Annotated in this window: 11 protein-coding genes, 2 tRNA genes and 2 pseudogenes; 7 read left to right on the top strand and 8 right to left on the bottom strand. The window is 67.0% G+C overall.

Annotated elements, in window-relative coordinates; genetic code table 11:
- Nucleotides 1-63: 63 nt before the first annotated feature.
- Together PZB77_RS21035 and PZB77_RS21030 are read right to left on the bottom strand one after the other, a co-directional pair.
- On the bottom strand, nt 64-2,442 hold the full coding sequence (locus tag PZB77_RS21035; protein WP_275494162.1) for a GTPase: 2,379 nt from the start codon (nt 2,440-2,442) through the stop codon (nt 64-66).
- Nucleotides 2,439-4,145, bottom strand: coding sequence for an ATP-binding protein (locus PZB77_RS21030; RefSeq protein WP_275496151.1), 1,707 nt, complete (start codon nt 4,143-4,145; stop codon nt 2,439-2,441). Before PZB77_RS21030 ends, PZB77_RS21035 begins: the two co-directional genes overlap by 4 nt.
- 316 nt (nt 4,146-4,461) lie before the next feature.
- On the opposite strand from PZB77_RS21030, the gene PZB77_RS21025 reads away from it, so the two are divergent.
- A tRNA-Arg gene (locus PZB77_RS21025) sits at nt 4,462-4,534 on the top strand.
- A gap of 176 nt (nt 4,535-4,710) precedes the next feature.
- Here the strand turns inward: PZB77_RS21025 and PZB77_RS21020 are convergent.
- Complete coding sequence (locus PZB77_RS21020; protein ID WP_275496296.1) at nt 4,711-5,070, bottom strand: hypothetical protein; 360 nt, start codon at nt 5,068-5,070, stop codon at nt 4,711-4,713.
- Between PZB77_RS21020 and PZB77_RS21015 the strand changes: the two are divergent.
- The 3 genes and pseudogenes from PZB77_RS21015 to PZB77_RS21005 form a co-directional block, all read left to right on the top strand.
- A pseudogene (locus PZB77_RS21015) lies at nt 5,048-5,326 on the top strand (NUDIX hydrolase); the annotation flags it as partial. The gene PZB77_RS21020 and the pseudogene PZB77_RS21015 sit on opposite strands and share 23 nt — an antisense overlap.
- A gap of 870 nt (nt 5,327-6,196) precedes the next feature.
- Complete coding sequence (locus PZB77_RS21010; RefSeq protein WP_275494161.1) at nt 6,197-7,165, top strand: hypothetical protein; 969 nt, start codon at nt 6,197-6,199, stop codon at nt 7,163-7,165.
- A 697-nt stretch (nt 7,166-7,862) separates the two neighbouring features.
- Nucleotides 7,863-9,113 carry a hypothetical protein gene (locus PZB77_RS21005; protein ID WP_275494160.1) on the top strand — a complete coding sequence of 417 codons (1,251 nt, stop codon included), beginning with the start codon at nt 7,863-7,865 and terminating at the stop codon, nt 9,111-9,113.
- Between the two features lie 957 nt (nt 9,114-10,070).
- Here PZB77_RS21005 and PZB77_RS20995 read toward each other — a convergent pair.
- The 4 genes and pseudogenes from PZB77_RS20995 to PZB77_RS20980 form a co-directional block, all read right to left on the bottom strand.
- Nucleotides 10,071-10,801, bottom strand: a pseudogene (locus PZB77_RS20995) (GntR family transcriptional regulator).
- A 7-nt stretch (nt 10,802-10,808) separates the two neighbouring features.
- Entirely contained in the window at nt 10,809-11,006 is a 198-nt protein-coding gene (locus PZB77_RS20990) for a hypothetical protein (protein ID WP_275496150.1), read from the bottom strand.
- Between the two features lie 229 nt (nt 11,007-11,235).
- Nucleotides 11,236-11,550 (bottom strand): hypothetical protein, encoded by a 315-nt coding sequence (locus PZB77_RS20985; RefSeq protein ID WP_275494158.1) that lies wholly within the window; start codon nt 11,548-11,550, stop codon nt 11,236-11,238.
- Nucleotides 11,551-11,562: 12 nt separating this feature from the next.
- Nucleotides 11,563-11,841 (bottom strand): hypothetical protein, encoded by a 279-nt coding sequence (locus PZB77_RS20980; protein ID WP_275494157.1) that lies wholly within the window; start codon nt 11,839-11,841, stop codon nt 11,563-11,565.
- Between the two features lie 77 nt (nt 11,842-11,918).
- Here PZB77_RS20980 and PZB77_RS20975 point away from each other — a divergent pair, with 77 nt between their 5' ends.
- From PZB77_RS20975 to PZB77_RS20965, 3 genes are all read left to right on the top strand, one after another.
- Nucleotides 11,919-12,674: a GntR family transcriptional regulator gene (locus tag PZB77_RS20975; protein WP_275494156.1), complete on the top strand. Its 756-nt coding sequence runs from the start codon at nt 11,919-11,921 to the stop codon at nt 12,672-12,674.
- Between the two features lie 87 nt (nt 12,675-12,761).
- A tRNA-Arg gene (locus PZB77_RS20970) sits at nt 12,762-12,851 on the top strand.
- A gap of 982 nt (nt 12,852-13,833) precedes the next feature.
- On the top strand, nt 13,834-14,316 hold the full coding sequence (locus PZB77_RS20965) for an SPW repeat protein (protein WP_275494155.1): 483 nt from the start codon (nt 13,834-13,836) through the stop codon (nt 14,314-14,316).
- Between the two features lie 119 nt (nt 14,317-14,435).
- On the opposite strand, the gene ctaD is transcribed toward PZB77_RS20965, so the two are convergent.
- Entirely contained in the window at nt 14,436-16,169 is a 1,734-nt protein-coding gene (ctaD, locus tag PZB77_RS20960) for a cytochrome c oxidase subunit I (protein ID WP_275496149.1), read from the bottom strand.
- Nucleotides 16,170-16,701: the final 532 nt, after the last annotated feature.

Raw genomic sequence — 16,701 nt, 5'->3', positions numbered from 1 at the left:
CACGAGCCGGTGGCGAGGTCTCCATGCTGAACGGGGTGGGGCGATCGTGCAGGGGCCTGTGGATTACCGGCCGGTTGTGGACAACTCCGTCACCGCCCCGTACCGCTCGCGCACTTCGCGGTAACGGGCGAGTTCGGCGGCCACCGGATCGAGGACCCTGGCGCGCCCGCATCCGGCCGCCGCGTCCCGCAGCCGTCGCTCGGTCTCCTGCCCGTACCTCCGTGCCGGGCCCCGCGCGGCCGCCGCGCACGCCCACTCCACCAGCGGGCCGCCGACGACTCCGGCGAGCATCACCAGGGCGGGGACGATCAGCCCCGGTTCCAGCACTCCGGCGATCTGGCCGACGAGCCACAGCCCGCCGAAGATCTGCAGCAGGGTCATGGACGCCTGGACCAGGACCGCCGCCGGCCACCACTTGGGGCGCGGCGGCCGGGCGGGGCGGCTCAGGGGGACCGGCGCGCCGCCGACGCCCCCGACTCCGGCCGCCGCGCCGGCGCTCCGGGACCGCTTCCGTCCGAACCGGCCGGCGCCGCGCGTACCGGACCCGCGGCCCGGCCCGTCCTGCGCGGCGGCACCGCGCCACCGCGCCGCTCCGCCCCGCCCGGTGACCCCGTCCGCCGGGCCCGCCGGGTCCGCCGGGCCCACGCCGTCGTGCGTCCTGGTCACGTCGTACGTGCGGGTCACGTCGTGCGTCCCGGTCACGTCGTGCGTCCCCGTGGCGTCCGTACCCCTTCCCGTGCCGTCGCGGCCCTTCACCGGGCCGCCGCCGGCCCCCCGGCCCCGGGTGGAGGTGGTCGCGGCAGCCTGCTCCGCCAGGGCGTCCAACGCCTCGGACAGGCCCTTGGCGCCGTTGTAAGCGGCCTCGCGCACCGCCCGGGCCCATGGGTCCGGGAGGCCTCCGGCGGCGTCGTCCGCCACCACGCGTACGGCCTGCTCGACCCGTTGCCGCGCGGTCGCTTCCTCTTCCTCGCGCGGGGGCGTCAGGACCTGGCCCATCCGCTCCAGGCCGCCGAGCCTGCGCGTCGACTCGTACCAGCGCCACAGCCGCAGCCAGGGGGTGCCGCACGCCCGGCCCGCGTTCCGGCGCCACTCCCGCTCGGCCGCCTGCCCGGCCGCCGAGGCACCGACCGCGTCGGCGAGCCGGTCGGTGAATTCCTCCCGGGCCCGCTCTCCGAGTCCGGACCGCCCCTCCGCGACGTACACCGGCCGAAGCCGCGCGGCGGCGGCGTCCACATCGGCGGAGAGCCGGCGCTGGGCGGCGGTCCGCTCCTGCACGAACGCGCCCAGCAGCTCGCGCAGTTCGCCGACCCCCTCGCCGGTGAGGGCGGACAGGGCCAGCACGGTGGCGCCGGGGTCGCCGTGCTCGCCCACCGCCATGCCGTCCTCGTCGAGCAGCCGGCGCAGGTCGTCGAGGACGAGGTCGGCCGCCTCACCGGGCAACCGGTCGATCTGGTTGAGCACGACGAAGCTGACCTCCGCGTGGCCTGCGAGAGGGCGCAGGTAGCGCTCGTGCAGAGCCGCGTCGCCGTACTTCTCCGGGTCCACGACCCAGACGACGGCGTCGACGAGGGCGAGCACCCGGTCGACCTGTTCCCGATGGCCGGGGGCGGCCGAGTCGTGGTCGGGGAGATCCACCAGGACGAGCCCCTGGAGCGCCGCGTCGGCGGCGGCAGCGCCCGCCTGCGGTCTGCGGCGGAGCCGGCCCGGGATCGCCAGCCGGTCGAGCAGGCCGGCCGCCCCGTCCGTCCAACTGCACGCGATCGGGGAGGAGGTGGTCGGGCGGCGTACCCCGGTGTCGGAGATCTGCGCTCCGGCGAGGGCGTTGAAGAGGGAGGACTTCCCGCTGCCCGTCGCCCCGGCGAGGGCGACCACGGTGTGCCGGGCGGAGAGCCGCTGCCGCGCGGCCGCTTCGTCGAGCACCCGCCCCGCCTCGGCGAGCGTCTCCTGGTCGAGCCGCGCGCGGGAGAGGCCGACCAGCTCGCGCAGGGCGTCGAGCCTCGGCCGGAGGGTGCCGCCCGACGACACGTACGCCTCCACCTCGGGCCCCGCTTCGTCCTCCGGTTCGCTCCTCCCGAGCCCGTTGCCCTCGGGACGCTTGCGCCGCGCGGCCGCCGCCCGCCGGGCGATGAGCCCGTCGTCCCAGTGCGAGGGCACCCCCGCCGGGACGACCCCCGTGCCCTGGGGGTCGGAGTCCCCGACCGCTCCGGGCGGGTCCGGCAGTCCCCGTCCACCCGCCTCCGAGGGGCCGGGAACCTTCGTCGGGTCAACCCTCGCCGGATCCCCGGCTGCGGGAACGGGACGATCGACGTCCGACGCCGCGCGGACAGGTGCTCCCGGCCCTGTCGCCTCCTCCGCGCCCGCGCGGGGCCTCTCCCCGCCGGCGCCCTTCCTCTCCGGGCCCCGGTCTCCCTTGCCCCAGCCCTGGTCCACGACGGCAGTCATCGCTGCCTCCTCTCCTTCTGCAACACGGACAGTGCGGCGATCAGCTCCGCTTGTGGTTCAGGCGCGATGTCGAGCGCGTCGAGCGGGGCGAGCCGCCGCTCCCGTTCCACCCGGAGCACCTGGTCCAGATAGCTGGTCAACAGGGCCCCGCCCTTGTCCCGCAACCGCAACGCGCCCTGGGCGCCGATGCGTTCGGCGAGCTGCTCCCCGGCGCTACGGGCACGGCGGCCGCCCAGCAGGGCGGCGGCGAGCAGCGCGGCGACGGTCTCGGGGTCCGGCGCGACGCTGCGGTCGATCCGGCCCACCTCCTCCTCGGCCAGCTCCTCGACGACCCGCCGCCACCGGCGCACGACCACGGCGATCCGTCCCTCGGCGTCCTCCGCCGGCCCCCAGCCGCCGTTCCCCCGCCCGCTGCCGTTCCGAGAACCGTTCTCCCGGCCGGCGTCGTCCCGCGGGCCGCCCTCCCCACCCCCGCGCTCGAAGCGGAAGGCCGCTGCGGCCGGATCCTGCCGCCAGGCCGTGCGGATCTTCTCGTCGGCGGCGGCGACGGCGCACTGGATCAACGCGACCAGGCTCTCCACCAGTGCCTCCAGCACCTCCCCGGCCGAGCTGTCCAACGGGTACCCGCGCCAGCGCGTCCGGGCGTCCCCGGCCAGCACGGCGCCGTTCCGGAGCCGCCGGCGGATGCGGTCGGCCTCCTTCTCGTAGGCCTCCTCGACGGCACCGGTGAGCCGGACGGCCGCCGCGTACTGCTGGGCGACGGCCCCGGCGAGGGCGGGCATCCGTACGTTCAGGGAGTCCATGACCCCGGCCGCCGTGCGGCCCACCGCCTGCTGGCGGGCCGCGGGGTCCTGGGCCCGGTGGGCGAGCCAGGCGCGCAACGGTGCGACCGCGGAGGTGGGCAGCAGACCGCTGCCGCCGCCCGCCGACTCGGGCAGCTCGGGGATGGTGAAGCGCGGTACGTCCCCGAGGCCCGCCCGGGTCATCAACGCGGCGTACTGGCGGGAGACCTCCCCCACCACCTGGTGAGGTACCCGGTCGAGCACGCTGACCAGCGAGGCGTCGTACTCCTTCGCCGTACGGAGCATGTGCCAGGGCACCGCGTCGGCGTACCGGGACGCCGTGGTCACCATCACCCACACGTCGGCCGCGCAGACGAGCTCGGCGGCGAGGACCCGGTTCCGTTCGACGAGCGAGTCGATGTCGGGGGCGTCGAGCAGCGCGAGTCCGCGCGGCAGGCTCATCGCCGTCTCGATCCGCAGCTCCTGGGCGGCCCCGCGGGCCCGCCCGACCCCCACTTCCTCGATCCCGTCCGCCCCGACTCCGCGCCCGGGCGGCAGCCAGACCCGGATCAGCTCCGGCAGCACACGGACGTCGGCGAACCAGTGGTGGTCGTCCGGGTGGCAGACCAGCACCGGCGTCCGGGTCGTGGGCCGCAACACCCCGGCCTCACTGACCCGGCACCCCACGAGGGAGTTGACCAGCGTCGACTTCCCGGCACCGGTGGATCCGCCGATCACCGCGAGCAGCGGCGCCTCCGGGGCCTTGAGCCGGGGCAGCAGGTAGTCGTCGAGCTGGGCGAGCAGTTCGGCCCTCGTCTGGCGGGCCCGTTCCGCTCCGGGGAGCGGCAGCGGGAGACGCACGGCGGCGACCCGGTCGCGCAGGGCGGAGAGTGCGTCGATGAGCTGAGGCCGTACATCCATGGTCACCACGTGCGAAGAATGCCCGCTTTTGGCGCCTTTTTGAAGCGTATGGGCTCCCCTGCGCGGCAATTCCACTCCGAGGGCAGGGGGAACCCGCGCAGCGTGGGCATAACGAGTGCACAACACCCGCGCGATCCGGCCCGAAAACCGGTGCGCGATCCGGACTCAGCTGCGATTATCGGTTCGCTTCACGGAACCTCCACAAGGTGCCACGCAGGTGAAGCAACCGGGACACACCAGCAAGAGCCCTATCCTTGTCCCGGCACGGCCAAGGACTCACCCGCAACAGGGCCCCGTCGGCCACGGCCCACACCCGGCCCCCGTAGCTCAGTGGATAGAGCAGGCGCCTTCTAAGCGCTTGGCCGCAGGTTCGAGTCCTGCCGGGGGCACCGCCGAGAGCCCTCCCCATCGGGAGGGCTTTTCGCTGTTCAGGGCGGTTTCGGCGGGGACGGCGAAGCCCCGGCATCCCCCTCTGCGATCAAGGTCGGACACCGGGGCTGTACGGCTGTCACCGGGTTTTTGCGGGTGGCTGAGTCGAATACGAGTCGAAGTTTTCGGCGAACGGTCAACCAGCGTCGGGCGACTCCGGGAGGTCCCCCGCCGCTTCGAGCCGCCTCTTGAGATCGGGAAGTTGCCCTTCCACGCATCGCGCGTAGGTGGCCAGAAGAACCGGAACACTGTTGCCCGCCCAGTCCGCGACCTGGGCCGGCGGAACGCCGTCATTCAGCCACTTCGTCAGGCGCGTGTGCCGGTTGTCGTACACCCGCCGTCCGGTGGGCGATTCGAGGACGTGCGGAGCCAACACCGCCTCGCGCGCACTTCGCCAGGCCCGCCGGATCACCGAGCCCGCGAGGACGCCGCCCGCCTCACCTTGGAAGAGGAGATCACCGGGCTGGAGGTGCGAGGTTTTGGAGGAGACCGGCATCCACGTCGAGATCGACGAACTCACCGGGGTCTACAAGAACACGATCCGCGGCATCGTCGCGATGGTCTTCCGCTGCAAGCCGTGGGGCGGGACCGAACGCGCCTCCAGCGAGACCACGGCCGTCTCCTGGCTCACCCCCGACGAGGTCACCGACCGCATGAGCGAGGCGTACGCGGTCCGGCTCCTGGACGCGCTGGACGAGAACGGGCCTCACGTCCGGAGCCACGACGGCAGGAACCTCATCCCAGCGGGATAAGACTTTCTCTACTTCATCAAGGCGGCTCACTCCGCTCGCCGCGCGCTCCCCGGCTCCCCGCCGGGGCCTGCGCTCCTGCCTTCGGCCCGCTCTGGCCACGGCTACGCCGGTCGCGCCGATGGAGCAACGCCGCGGTGGGGTTAACCCGCTGTGGCTGGGGCGGTCGGCTCCACGGCTTTAGCCACCTCCCCGGTTCGGGGCCCGCGTCGAGCAAGACCAGGGGCCACTCGTTCAAATTCCGGGCAGGATCACAGCCTGCCCGAGTTGCCGGCCAGCGTACGGCCCCCTGATCACGCTCGACCCCAAACCGGGCAGGACACCGGCCAAACCCGCTCCGCCGACTTGGTGGTCCTGCGTATGCTGGCCCCGCCGCCACTGCGCTCGATCAGACCGGGAGAAGTTCATTGTCTGTGAAAATCCCCACCAGGTTCGAACACATTCTCGTAGACGAACGCCTAAGCTCCACGCCATTGATCGTTCGCGTGCCACAGGACATGAAAAAATTTGAGATTCTGCGGCGGACCACCGAAATTCAGGGTGGGGGCATATTGGCATTCCTGAGCGGCAGCAGCGGCTGCGGAAAGACGACGTCCGCGTGGTCGGCTTCGATCAACATGGCAGATCGATTCGAATCCGTCTTGCCCGTTCCAGCCACAGTCCCACTTCGGGAAATCAGCGCCTGGCTAGAGGGCAATTCCCGCCCCGACTAAGAAGTCACTCCTGGTTCTTCTCGACGGACGGGAGGCATCAGATGACACTGTTGGCCTCCGGCAATTCATGGCCTCATTGAATCAGCTCTTGAGGGGGCGTCAAGATGTCATTGTCGTCTGGCCAACCACTAGCGAAGAATGGAAGCAAGAACTCATTTCCATGGCGCGGACGGTGGGCGGAAATTCCCTAACGCCAAGAAGCGCCGACGTCACTATCTCCGGGCCACCGAAGTCATCTTGGAATGACGTTCTGGAGAGACTATTCATTCAGCTTGACCAACGCCTGGAAGACCTTGGATTGAGCTCGGATTACACAGAGACATCGATCGCAAAAAGCGACACAGTAGGAGAATTTCTCGGAGCAGTTCGAGACGAAATTGCCGAACGAATAGATATGGTCCAGATCTCCCAGGACCTGCCCGAAATCCTATTCGTAGTAACCTCCACCAGTGCTGTAGTCGGCGAGGCTAACCGCCTGCGCCGGGCCGGAACCATGGTCCTCAAAGCCGAAGAACTCGTCGGGTACTCCCCACGTTCGGAGGCCGGGAAGTGGTGGCAGGCAAGGAATTCTTCTCCGCAACACCACTTGGCTTATGTAATCTCACTCTTTCGCGCAAAACTAGTCACCATGACTCCTAGTTCCGTCGTATACGCAATAGCGGAGTATGGGCCACAAGACATGCGCTCAACCCTTAGGGAAAAGGGCATCGGAAAAAGCCCAGCAAATGCCGACACGACCTTTAAGAGCACGGATTTCAGTAAGTATATCAATGGATCCGGCGTCAACGAACTGACGTCCACCACAAAAGGAAAGACGTCGGACACGGTTCTTGACTCATTTGCATTCATTCAAAGCTCCTCCGCGAGTCGACACAAGGTGATCAACCAGGCAATTTGCGCTATCGCGGAAAAAAATGTGCCCGTTTTTTCGGCTAGCACCGGCCGGTTCGAAGTAGACCTAGGCGAACAGGACATCTACGCGGACGCCGTAATCCCTTTCGGCGACCGAGAGTTGCACATGGAATTCCACCATCTCAGTGACGCCCACTGCAAGGCCGCATCCATTGCGGCGTACATCATGAAAAAGTTGCGAGTCTATTCAAATCATTACAATATTACGCCGCGATAAAATTGGACGGCCGCCGTACCAGGCCCATAGCACCTCCAACCCACAGCGCACCGGTATGTATGTCAACTGCGGGCACAAGCGGCATCAGCCTGCAGGCCGTGGGGTACGGCGCCATGTAAGCACCGTGTAGGCGCGCTGGGCGGGCGGCTGCCGCCCGCCCAGCTTGGGACACGTCCGCCAGCCCAGTGGATCCTGCCGGTTTTGGGGCGTGCCAGATTCCTGCCAGATAGCCAGGTGAACCACGGTCAACACCGGTGCCCTACAGCGGGCGTCGCAGCAACGGCGAGGAACTCTCGGGGCCGGTCAGCTGCACGACCGGCCTGGGAAGGCCGTGATTCCCAGGCTCAGAGTGCGAGTTCGATTCTCGTCACCCGCTCCACGGTTAAGGCCCAAGTCATCGCCCCGGGCCTTGGTTTGTTGTCTGGACCTGCCTAGGTGTCGCGTGCCCGTTCCGTGCCCGAAGTCGTGCGGCGGACACGTGAGCGTCGATGCGGTCGGTCACATCTTTCTGCTGCTCGGTATCGCACCGTTCGCGAGTGCCGGCCGGAGCGGGGTGAGCGTTGTGGGGCCTCCATCCCGACCATCTTCGACGCAGGCAGAGCCGAGCGGTCACGGCCCCAGGGCGTCAAGGTCGTTCGTACAAGGCGCAGGAACTTTCTGGAAGTCACCCCCAGGCCCGGCAGCGGCAAGGTACAACTTGAATCGCGGGACGCTGGAAGATCGCGAGCTAGGTTTCGGGCGTGTTCTGATTAATTTCAGATTAAACACTGGAGGGGAAATGTGGAGAATTGAGAAATCCCGTAAACAGTTCTTTGTAGATTGCGGAAATCCTGAGGAGAATTTCTGGAAGACCCTATTTGAGCAATCTGGTCACCAGAATCTTATCGAAGGTGACAAATATTCCGAGTTTTTAGCTTGGAAGCCGGATCGCTCCAACTGTCCCGAGCTTGACATCGCAGCCAAGAACCTTCTTGAAAGCGCTCCGGTAGAGTGGATGGCCACGATGCGCAACATTTTCGTTGCGCGTTCCTTTAAAGGAGATGTCAACGCAGAGGCCTCCTCCTTTCGAGGGGCAGGGATTATTGAGCTGAACTATGGATTTACCCTCGCAGCCATGATTTACAGTACACTTTTCAGTCATTTCTATGACGCAATTAGGGCAGCAGGCAGGGAGGTTGACTGGAATTATGACGATACCGCCGTGACTGAAATGATCGTTGAGGAACTTGAACGTGCGGCTTTTGAGCCGATCGAAGTTACCGATCGAGAGGTCCAGACATGGGCCGCCAACCGTCACGTAGTAGCTACACATCCCCTACAAATTGAGCTGCCGAAACAAAGGACTCAAGGTGAGCACCATAACTTGGTATTGGCCATCGAGGAGTTCGCAATTGGGCATGAGTATTGCCATCACATGCTTGGGCACACGGATTCTGCCTTTCGGCACACACAAGCGGCGAGAGGTGCTGTGACTGATTGGTTGGATCGCATCGGGTGGAGTAATCTCACTTCCGCACTCAATGAGGACCAGGTGGAGGAACTTGAGGCCGACGTCGGGTCATTCCTTCTCTTGTCCGGGGTACTGTCTGACAATGTCAGTCGCAGTCGCATTTATCGCGCTGTCGGTGGATCCATGATTGGCTTGGTAGCTCTTTCTCACGCTAATGACACTTGGCTTTCCGGGGGAGAGTCCCACCCTGATTTCCTGACTCGATACGAGGTGATGCATAGACTGATCAAGAAGCTAGTCATGGATATGCCGATTGGCGTTTCGGATGACCATCCAATGGGATTCCTTATCCAAATTCGCGGCTTTATTTCTGCCATCCTGCAGACGCGAGCCTCGAATACTGGGGGTGATTTCAAAAAACCGAACTTCTTGAACGTTTTCTCTTGGATGATCGATCAAGAGGTCGAGTTTAAGGAAGAGTTGAAGTCCAAAGAGTGATCTGAGATGTCGCTTGCGATGGACATGTAGTACGAAGTGATGACGCTATGGCCTAGATGGAGGTTCAGTATGCGAGGACGAGAGCTGCCCTATACCAGTGCATCTGACCAACGCGACGCGACGGAGTACATGCAGGCCTGCTACGCAGACGAAGGTGTCGATCGCTTCGGAGAACCGGCGGTGTTGGTGCGCTCCAGCGCTGCAGGGAGCCGCGAGGTTTTCCACGGGAACGAGCACTGCGGCCTCATGGTCGGCGACGCCCGACACCTAGACGAAGCCAGTTGGATGCTGCTGGGGGACGCCCGGAGCGCGTGGTATCGCCCGTGCGAACGCTGCGGATCTCCCCTCACATTGGGCGCACTTGGCGAGTCAGAGGCGCAAGATTAGTGTCTAAACTGCGTGACAACGCCCACGAACAGCCGAGCACATGCGCGAACGGTCGCGGACCATCAGTGCAGGTGGCACCGGCACCGTTCCAAGGTCGGGCGGCCACTACTGTTGCTTCGGGACGAAGTGGTCGTGGCCCAGCGGCCGACCATTGAGCCCGGTTGATCGAACTTGCGTAGCTGGTGTCGCACGGCCGCGTATCCACGCCCACGAATACGAAGACCCTCCAACGATCATGGTTTGGGACCTTTGCGTTCGTGAGCGTGGGTGCTCCGTTCAGGCAGAACGGGGCTCACTCTCCGCCGGAAGGGCCGCGGCCGACTGCCACACGAAGTACGTCACGTAGTGCTCCGGACAGCTCCTTCACCAGCAATCGCAGATCGTCCAAGCTTCCGTTGCCGACAACGGGGTCGAATGCACTCTTCAACAGCCTTGCTGACCAATCGAGTTGGTTGGCCTCCACGTCGTCCGCCAAGCGGGACATGTGGCTGTCGCTGTCGTCGGTGCTGAGGTAGCAAGGCTTCCCCTCCGGGCTTGACCACGGGACAAGACGTAGTTCGTTCTGTTCAGTCATCGATGCGACTGCCTCTCACTGGCGGCGTGGTGGGCGGTGAAGACCGCGTCGGTACGGTCCCCGGGAAAGGCCAGAGGCGCGGCTTCCACGACGCGTCCAGCGGAGTCGGTGGCAGTGCGCGTGATAGCGAGGACTGCCGCGGTGGGACTGATCCGCAGGGCCGAGACTTCCTCCGGGGTCGGCGGGCGGGCGCAGACCGTCTCGCGGACCTCGTCCGGCGATGAACTCAGGACGGCGAACCTCTTGGCCATCTGCTCGTACGAGGACTCCTCGCCCAGCTAGCCGACGGGGGCCAGGTCGTGCAAGAGGTATATCCGCGCCAGGCCGAGGGGTGATGCCCCCTCGTGGCTGACGCAGACAATCTCCGCAGGGGGGTGCCAGTGGGCACGTCCAGCAAGCCGGCCAGAAGCCCTTGTGCTGGAATCGTCGCAGTGCGAACAGTGACTCGAAGCGAGGCGTCCGCAGTGGTCCACGGGGCGAACGTCCCCCACCCTCCGACGTACATGAACCTGCGCAGAGGACGGCGAACAAAGTTGCCTCGGCCGTGGAACTTGTCAATGAGTCCTTCCCCTTGGAGTACGGAGAGAGCACGTCGCAGAGTTCCCGTGCTCACCGCGTAGTGCGCGGCCAACGCAGGCTCGGACGAGAGGCGTTCGCCGGGGCCGATACGGCCGGTCGTGATCTGCTGCCTCAGATCGTCGGCGATTTCGCGATGGCGGAAGGGCACCGTCGGGTCACCGCCTTCTCATCATGCGCACGGCGACGAAGTGGGTCCGCGGGTGCATCGTCAGGAGTTCACCGGAGTCGAGAAGAAGTTGCTTGGCTCCTTGCGGCAGTTGGAGGAGGTTGGTCACTCGGCAGGCCCGGCCGCCGACTTGGATGATGTCTCCGCACAAGACGGTGGTCGAGGTGATGTCCACGTGCGACGCCAGGAGTCGCCCGGTTCCGTGCCCCCTCACAGTTGGGGCTCCGTCTGTGCCGGCCTGTTGGACGACGCGCGGCAGGGGCAAGCGCACACCTCGTAGACCAAGGGGAGGGCAATGGGTACGAGCAACGCCGGAGACTCCGTAAAGGTGTCGTGGGTCCCGATCCGGCAGGTGGCCGATCGGTAGGGAGGGGCCTCGATCGGCGCGCGAACGCCCCTCAGAGAGGGAGGAGCCATCAGGATGCCCCCGTGAGCGACGACCAGGCCGAGGCCGACAGGTGGGGAGCCACGAACAGCGAACGAGGCTGCGTGTGCTTCTCCCAAGCCGCCAGAACGTACGGGCGGACGAGCGCGGAGTCCTCTCCCGCGAGCGCGTACCGGTGGCGCCCGCTGTCGCCGTCCGAGTCCTGGTTGGCCCTCGGCGCGTGGGCGGGTGCCGCAACGCTGGTTCCGCCCGCCAGCCGGGTGAGGGCTTCCGGCCGACGATGGCGACCCTTGAATGCGTGCCCGCCCTTAGTGATCGAGAGGGTACGGCGGATACGGTTGAACATGCTGTTCGGCTCCTATCGCTGATAGCCCGGCCCCCCGACATAGCCCGTCGTGGAGACCGCTTTGCGTACGACCGCCCAGAGGGTGCGGACGTGAGAACTGGTGGCGAGGAGCCCGAATCGGTCCGCCTCGCCCACCGCCGCCAGGACCGCGCCCCAGGACTCGGCCGGCAGGGATTCCGGGACCGTCGCTTCGACCGCCGTGTACCGGGCGTGCTCTTTGATGCGTGGGCGCAGCCCGAGGGCGGACAGCCGAGCAGCGATCGACGCCGCACTTACTCCCGAGCTGGGCACAGGCAGCCTCCGTTAACAGCGATCACTTTGAGTGAAGCTAGTTAACTAGATTAGGGCTAGTGGACTAGATTTTCCATATGCCTGAGCAAGCGCCTTATCTCCGCATCGCCGACGAGCTGCGGCGGCGGATCGCAGAGCACGTCTGGGAACCCGGAGACCGCCTGCCGTCGCGCGCCCAGATCGGCCAGGAGTACGGCGTGGGCGAGAACGTGGTGCGCCGGGCGCAGGAACTACTGATCTCCCATGGCCTGCTGGAGGGCCGCGCGGGGTCGGGCACCTACGTGGCCGAACCCAGGGAGCGCGTTCGGATGGTCCGCTCTTCGGCGCGCGAGCAGCCGGACGGTTCACCGTTCCGGGCGGACATGAAGGCCGTGGGCAGGCAGAGCGACTGGGAGAGCCGGTCCGACGTGAAGGTCCCGGCGCCGGCGGACATCGCGGCGCGTCTCGGTATCGCCGAGGGTGATCTGTGCGTCCGGACGGTGTACGAGTTCCTGGCGAACGGGCGGCCAGTGCAGCTGTCGACGAGTTGGGAGCCGTACGAACTCACGGTCGGCACACTCGTCGTCCTCCCCGAGGGAGGCCCGCACGCCGGGGTCGGCGTGGTGAACCGGATGGCCGTCATCGGCATCACCGTCGGGCACGCAGTGGAACAGCCGGAGCCGCGCGGGGCCACCGCGGAGGAGGCGTCACTCCTCGGCATCCAGAACGGCGCGTACGTGACGCACATCCGCCGGACGTACTACTCCGACCAGGGCCGGCCCGTCGAGACCGCCGACATCGTGGTGCCGGTCGCGCACTGCGAGATCGTCTACGAGATCCCGATCAATCGGTAGTAGGCCCCGGCCAGTCGGAAGCGCCGGAGGAGGCAGAGCCGCCAGTCGAATGTGTGCCGAAGACCCGTCGCAAGGGCGAGACAGTCACGCTGAGCAGCAGGTCAGACAGCGTGCGGGCCGCAATGCAGCAGGCGCCTTCTAAGCGCTTGGCCGCAGGTTCGAGTCCTGCCGGGGCACTGTCGAGAGCCCTCCCCATCGGGAGGGCTTTTCGCTGGTCAGGGCAGGTTCCGAGGGGCGCGTGCCGACCTCCGGACGTTCCACCGACGGTCGAAGAGACGTCGGGGGTCGTACGGCTGTCAGCGGGGCCTCACCGCTGGGGCCGAGTCCCATACGAGGTGGGGCTTTCGGCCGGACGAGCAGCAGGCGGACGTGGGGTGAGGCGGACGGCGGCGATCTGCGACACCGTCGGGCGCACGGTGGGTCAGCCGAAGGCGCGAACGACCCGTCGCAGGAGGGCCCTGACAGCCCCGAGAAGGCAGGCCGGCACGAGTCGTTCCTACCTCCGACGTCGGATGTACCAACCCGCCACGAGCACGATGAGAACGGCAACCACGAAGGCCCACACCGTCGTTGCGCCGTGGTATGAGCGGTAGGCACCCAAAGCAACCATGTTCGGACGGGTACCCCCAGCACGTGCCTTTAGCCGCCACACGTCGTGCGCGTCCATGAGATGCATGGGCACCCGAAACGAGACAGGACTACAGGGCCGGCCGTGATGGGTGAGGGAAGAGCCTGGCCGGTTCGCTTCCCGCACCGCTCTCCTCGGCCGGTAGGCGGGCCGGCAAGGACGGTTTCGCCGCAGGGGGGGTGGAGCGCCCCCGGTGTGCCCGCAGGGCCCCACCGGCGTGAGGGCGCGGAGTCGGGAACGCCGTCCCATACTGGAGCGGCACGCACGGTGCGGCTCGGACGGGCAGCCGGCGGGCGAGGCCTCACGGGCACGCAGTGCCTGCGGCGTACGGCCGGTACGGACGCGGTCACAGGCGGTGCTCGGACACTGGCGGGCGGCAGTACGGCGTACCGGCGCCGGGGACACGGGCGCACCGCGCCGGCGGGTCCATGCCGCCGCGGCATCGGCATCGCCCGGGTCGGGGGTCCCCTGAGAGGGCTGCCTCACCGTCGGCGATCCGGACGCACCAGGGACACGACACGGAGGAGCGCCATGTCGGTACCGACACTTTCCTCGTACGAACAGAGAGCGCGCCATGACCGGTTGGCTCTGCTGCACGGTTGGCGCGAGCAGATCATGACCTGGCTCATGATGGTGACCGCGATCGTCCTCTGCTTCGCGCCCTGGATATGGGGCGACGGCCCCGACGCGGCGAAGGACGCCCACCGCAACGAACTGGCCGTCGGCATCGTCGTGCTGCTGGTCGTCCTCGCCAGGTTCAGCCGGCACGCGGGCCCCTGGAGCGACTGGACCGTGCTGGCGGCAGGGGGGTGGCTCGTGGCCTCGCCCTGGATCCTGGGTCTGCAGAAGGCGGAGACGTTCGACAACGCGCAGCAGATCATCAACGTGGCCACGGGGACCGTCCTCATCGTGCTCGCGGTGGTGTCCCTGACGCTGGGAGCCGCGTTGCGGAAGGAAGAGCGTGCGGGAGACACCGCGCGTGGGCACCGGACCACACCCACACCATCGCGCTGAGTCTCCGCCCCGCTGCCGCCCCCGTCCCCGCAGGGTGCGGGGGCGGCAGCGCAGGACACAGGGCTCTGCGGGCTCTCAGGGCTCTCATGGCTCAAGGCTCAGGGCAGGGCTCAGGGCCCTCAGGTCTTCTTCCCCTCGTCACCCATCGGCGAGGCGACTCCCTCGCCGGGCTCGATGACGTCGCGCCGGCCCGCGGTGTGCGCGTGGTCCAGCCGGGTGACGCCGGGGTGGTGCAGGTCGAACGCGGGCGACTCCGACCGGATGCGGGGCATCGTGACGAAGTTGTGCCGCGGGGGCGGGCAGGAGGTGGCCCATTCCAGGGACCGGCCGTACCCCCACGGGTCGTCGACGGTGACGCGTTCGCCGGTCTTGGCCGTCTTCCACACGTTGTAGAGGAACGGCAGGGTGGAGGCGCCCAGGAGGAAGGCGCCGATGCTGGAGAGGGTGTTGAGCGCGGTGAAGCCGTCGGCGGCGAGGTAGTCCGCGTAGCGTCGCGGCATTCCTTCGGCGCCCAGCCAGTGCTGGACGAGGAAAGTGGTGTGGAAGCCGACGAAGAGCGTCCAGAAGTGGATTTTCCCGAGGCGCTCGTCGAGCATGGTTCCGGTCATCTTGGGCCACCAGAAATGGAATCCGGCGAACATGGCGAAGACGACCGTCCCGAAGACGACGTAGTGGAAGTGGGCCACCACGAAATAGCTGTCGGTCACGTGGAAGTCGAGGGGCGGTGAGGCCAGGATGATGCCGGTCAGTCCGCCGAAGAGGAAGGTGACCAGGAAGCCGACGGACCACAGCATCGGCGTCTCGAAGGAGAGCGAGCCCTTCCACATCGTGCCGATCCAGTTGAAGAACTTCACCCCGGTCGGTACGGCGATCAGGAAGGTCATGAACGAGAAGAACGGCAGGAGTACCGCGCCGGTGGCGAACATGTGGTGGGCCCATACCGTCACGGAGAGGCCCGTGATGGCGATGGTCGCCGCGACCAGACCCACGTAGCCGAAAATCGGTTTGCGGGCGAAAGCCGGAATGATCTCCGTCACGATGCCGAAGAAGGGCAGCGCGATGATGTAGACCTCGGGGTGGCCGAAGAACCAGAACAGGTGTTGCCACAGGATGGCGCCCCCGTTCCCCGGGTTGAACACCTGCGCGCCGAACCGCCGGTCGGCCTCCAGGACGAGGAGGCTCGCGGCGAGTACGGGGAAGGCGAGCAGCACCAGCACCGACGTGAACAGGATGTTCCAGGTGAAGATCGGCATGCGGAACATGGTCATGCCCGGGGCGCGCATGCAGATGATCGTGGTGATGAAGTTGACGGCTCCCAGGATGGTCCCGAACCCCGACAGGGCCAGCCCCATGATCCACAGGTCGGAGCCGACGGAGGGTGAACGCTCTTCCCCGCTCAGGGGCGTGTAGGCCGTCCACCCGAAGTCCGCCGCACCCTGGGTGGTGAGCAGACTTCCGAGGACGATGAGACCGCCGAAGAGGAAGAGCCAGAACGACAGCATGTTCAGGCGGGGGAACGCCACGTCGGGGGAACCGATTTGGAGCGGCATGATCGCGTTGGCGAAACCGGCGAAGGTCGGAGTGGCGAACAGCAGCAACATGATCGTGCCGTGCAGGGTGAACGTCTGATTGTACTGCTCGGACGACAGGATCTGCAGACCGGGCCGCGCCAGTTCCGCACGCAGCAGGAGCGCCATCACTCCGCCCACCGCGAAGAACAGGAATGCGGCGACGAGATAGAGGTGCCCGATCTTCTTGTGGTCGGTCGTGGTGAGCCAGGTGATCACCACACTGCCCGGAGTTCTTTTCTCGACCGGCACCAGAGTCGGCGGTTCGGTGGTGGACGTGGTCATCATGCCTCGCGATCCTCGGAATGGACGGGGGGTGAGCGCGCAGCGGTGGTCGGTCACGGTGTCACGTTTCCTGCCTACCGCACGGGCTGCGGGAAGCACTCCTTATCGAGCCCGAACACCCGTAAAAGTAGTCACCGCACGGGGTGGTCCTACACGTCTGCCCGGGAATCCCGGGGCGGCGGATGAAGAAGTCATCCGTGCGTGTGGCGTCAACTCAGGTGATTGACCGGCCATCGGTGCCGGGTTCGGGCTGCTGATGCTCGGGCGGCGCCCTGACGGCCCGCCACCGTCGTCCAGCAGTACCCCCGCGTGCCGGGTGACTTGTCACCCCCATGGCTGCATCGGTGTACCGGAAGGGCGGTCACCGTGATGTCTCCCGGGCGTACGTGCCACCGGCCGTTAGGTTCCTGGCATTCGAGCACCGGGAGAGGCCATGCAGGTCAGTCGTCGTTCGCTGCTGAGACTGGGGAGTTCGGGCGTGGTAGCCGCCGGTCTCGGCGCGGTGGGATCCGGGGCCGGGGCCGGGGCCGCG

Origin of the sequence: Streptomyces sp. AM 2-1-1 (genome assembly GCF_029167645.1) — a bacterium.
In the GTDB taxonomy this organism is placed as follows: domain Bacteria; phylum Actinomycetota; class Actinomycetes; order Streptomycetales; family Streptomycetaceae; genus Streptomyces.
Note: the sequence above shows the minus strand (reverse complement) of the source record. Positions and strands in the feature narration are given on the sequence as shown.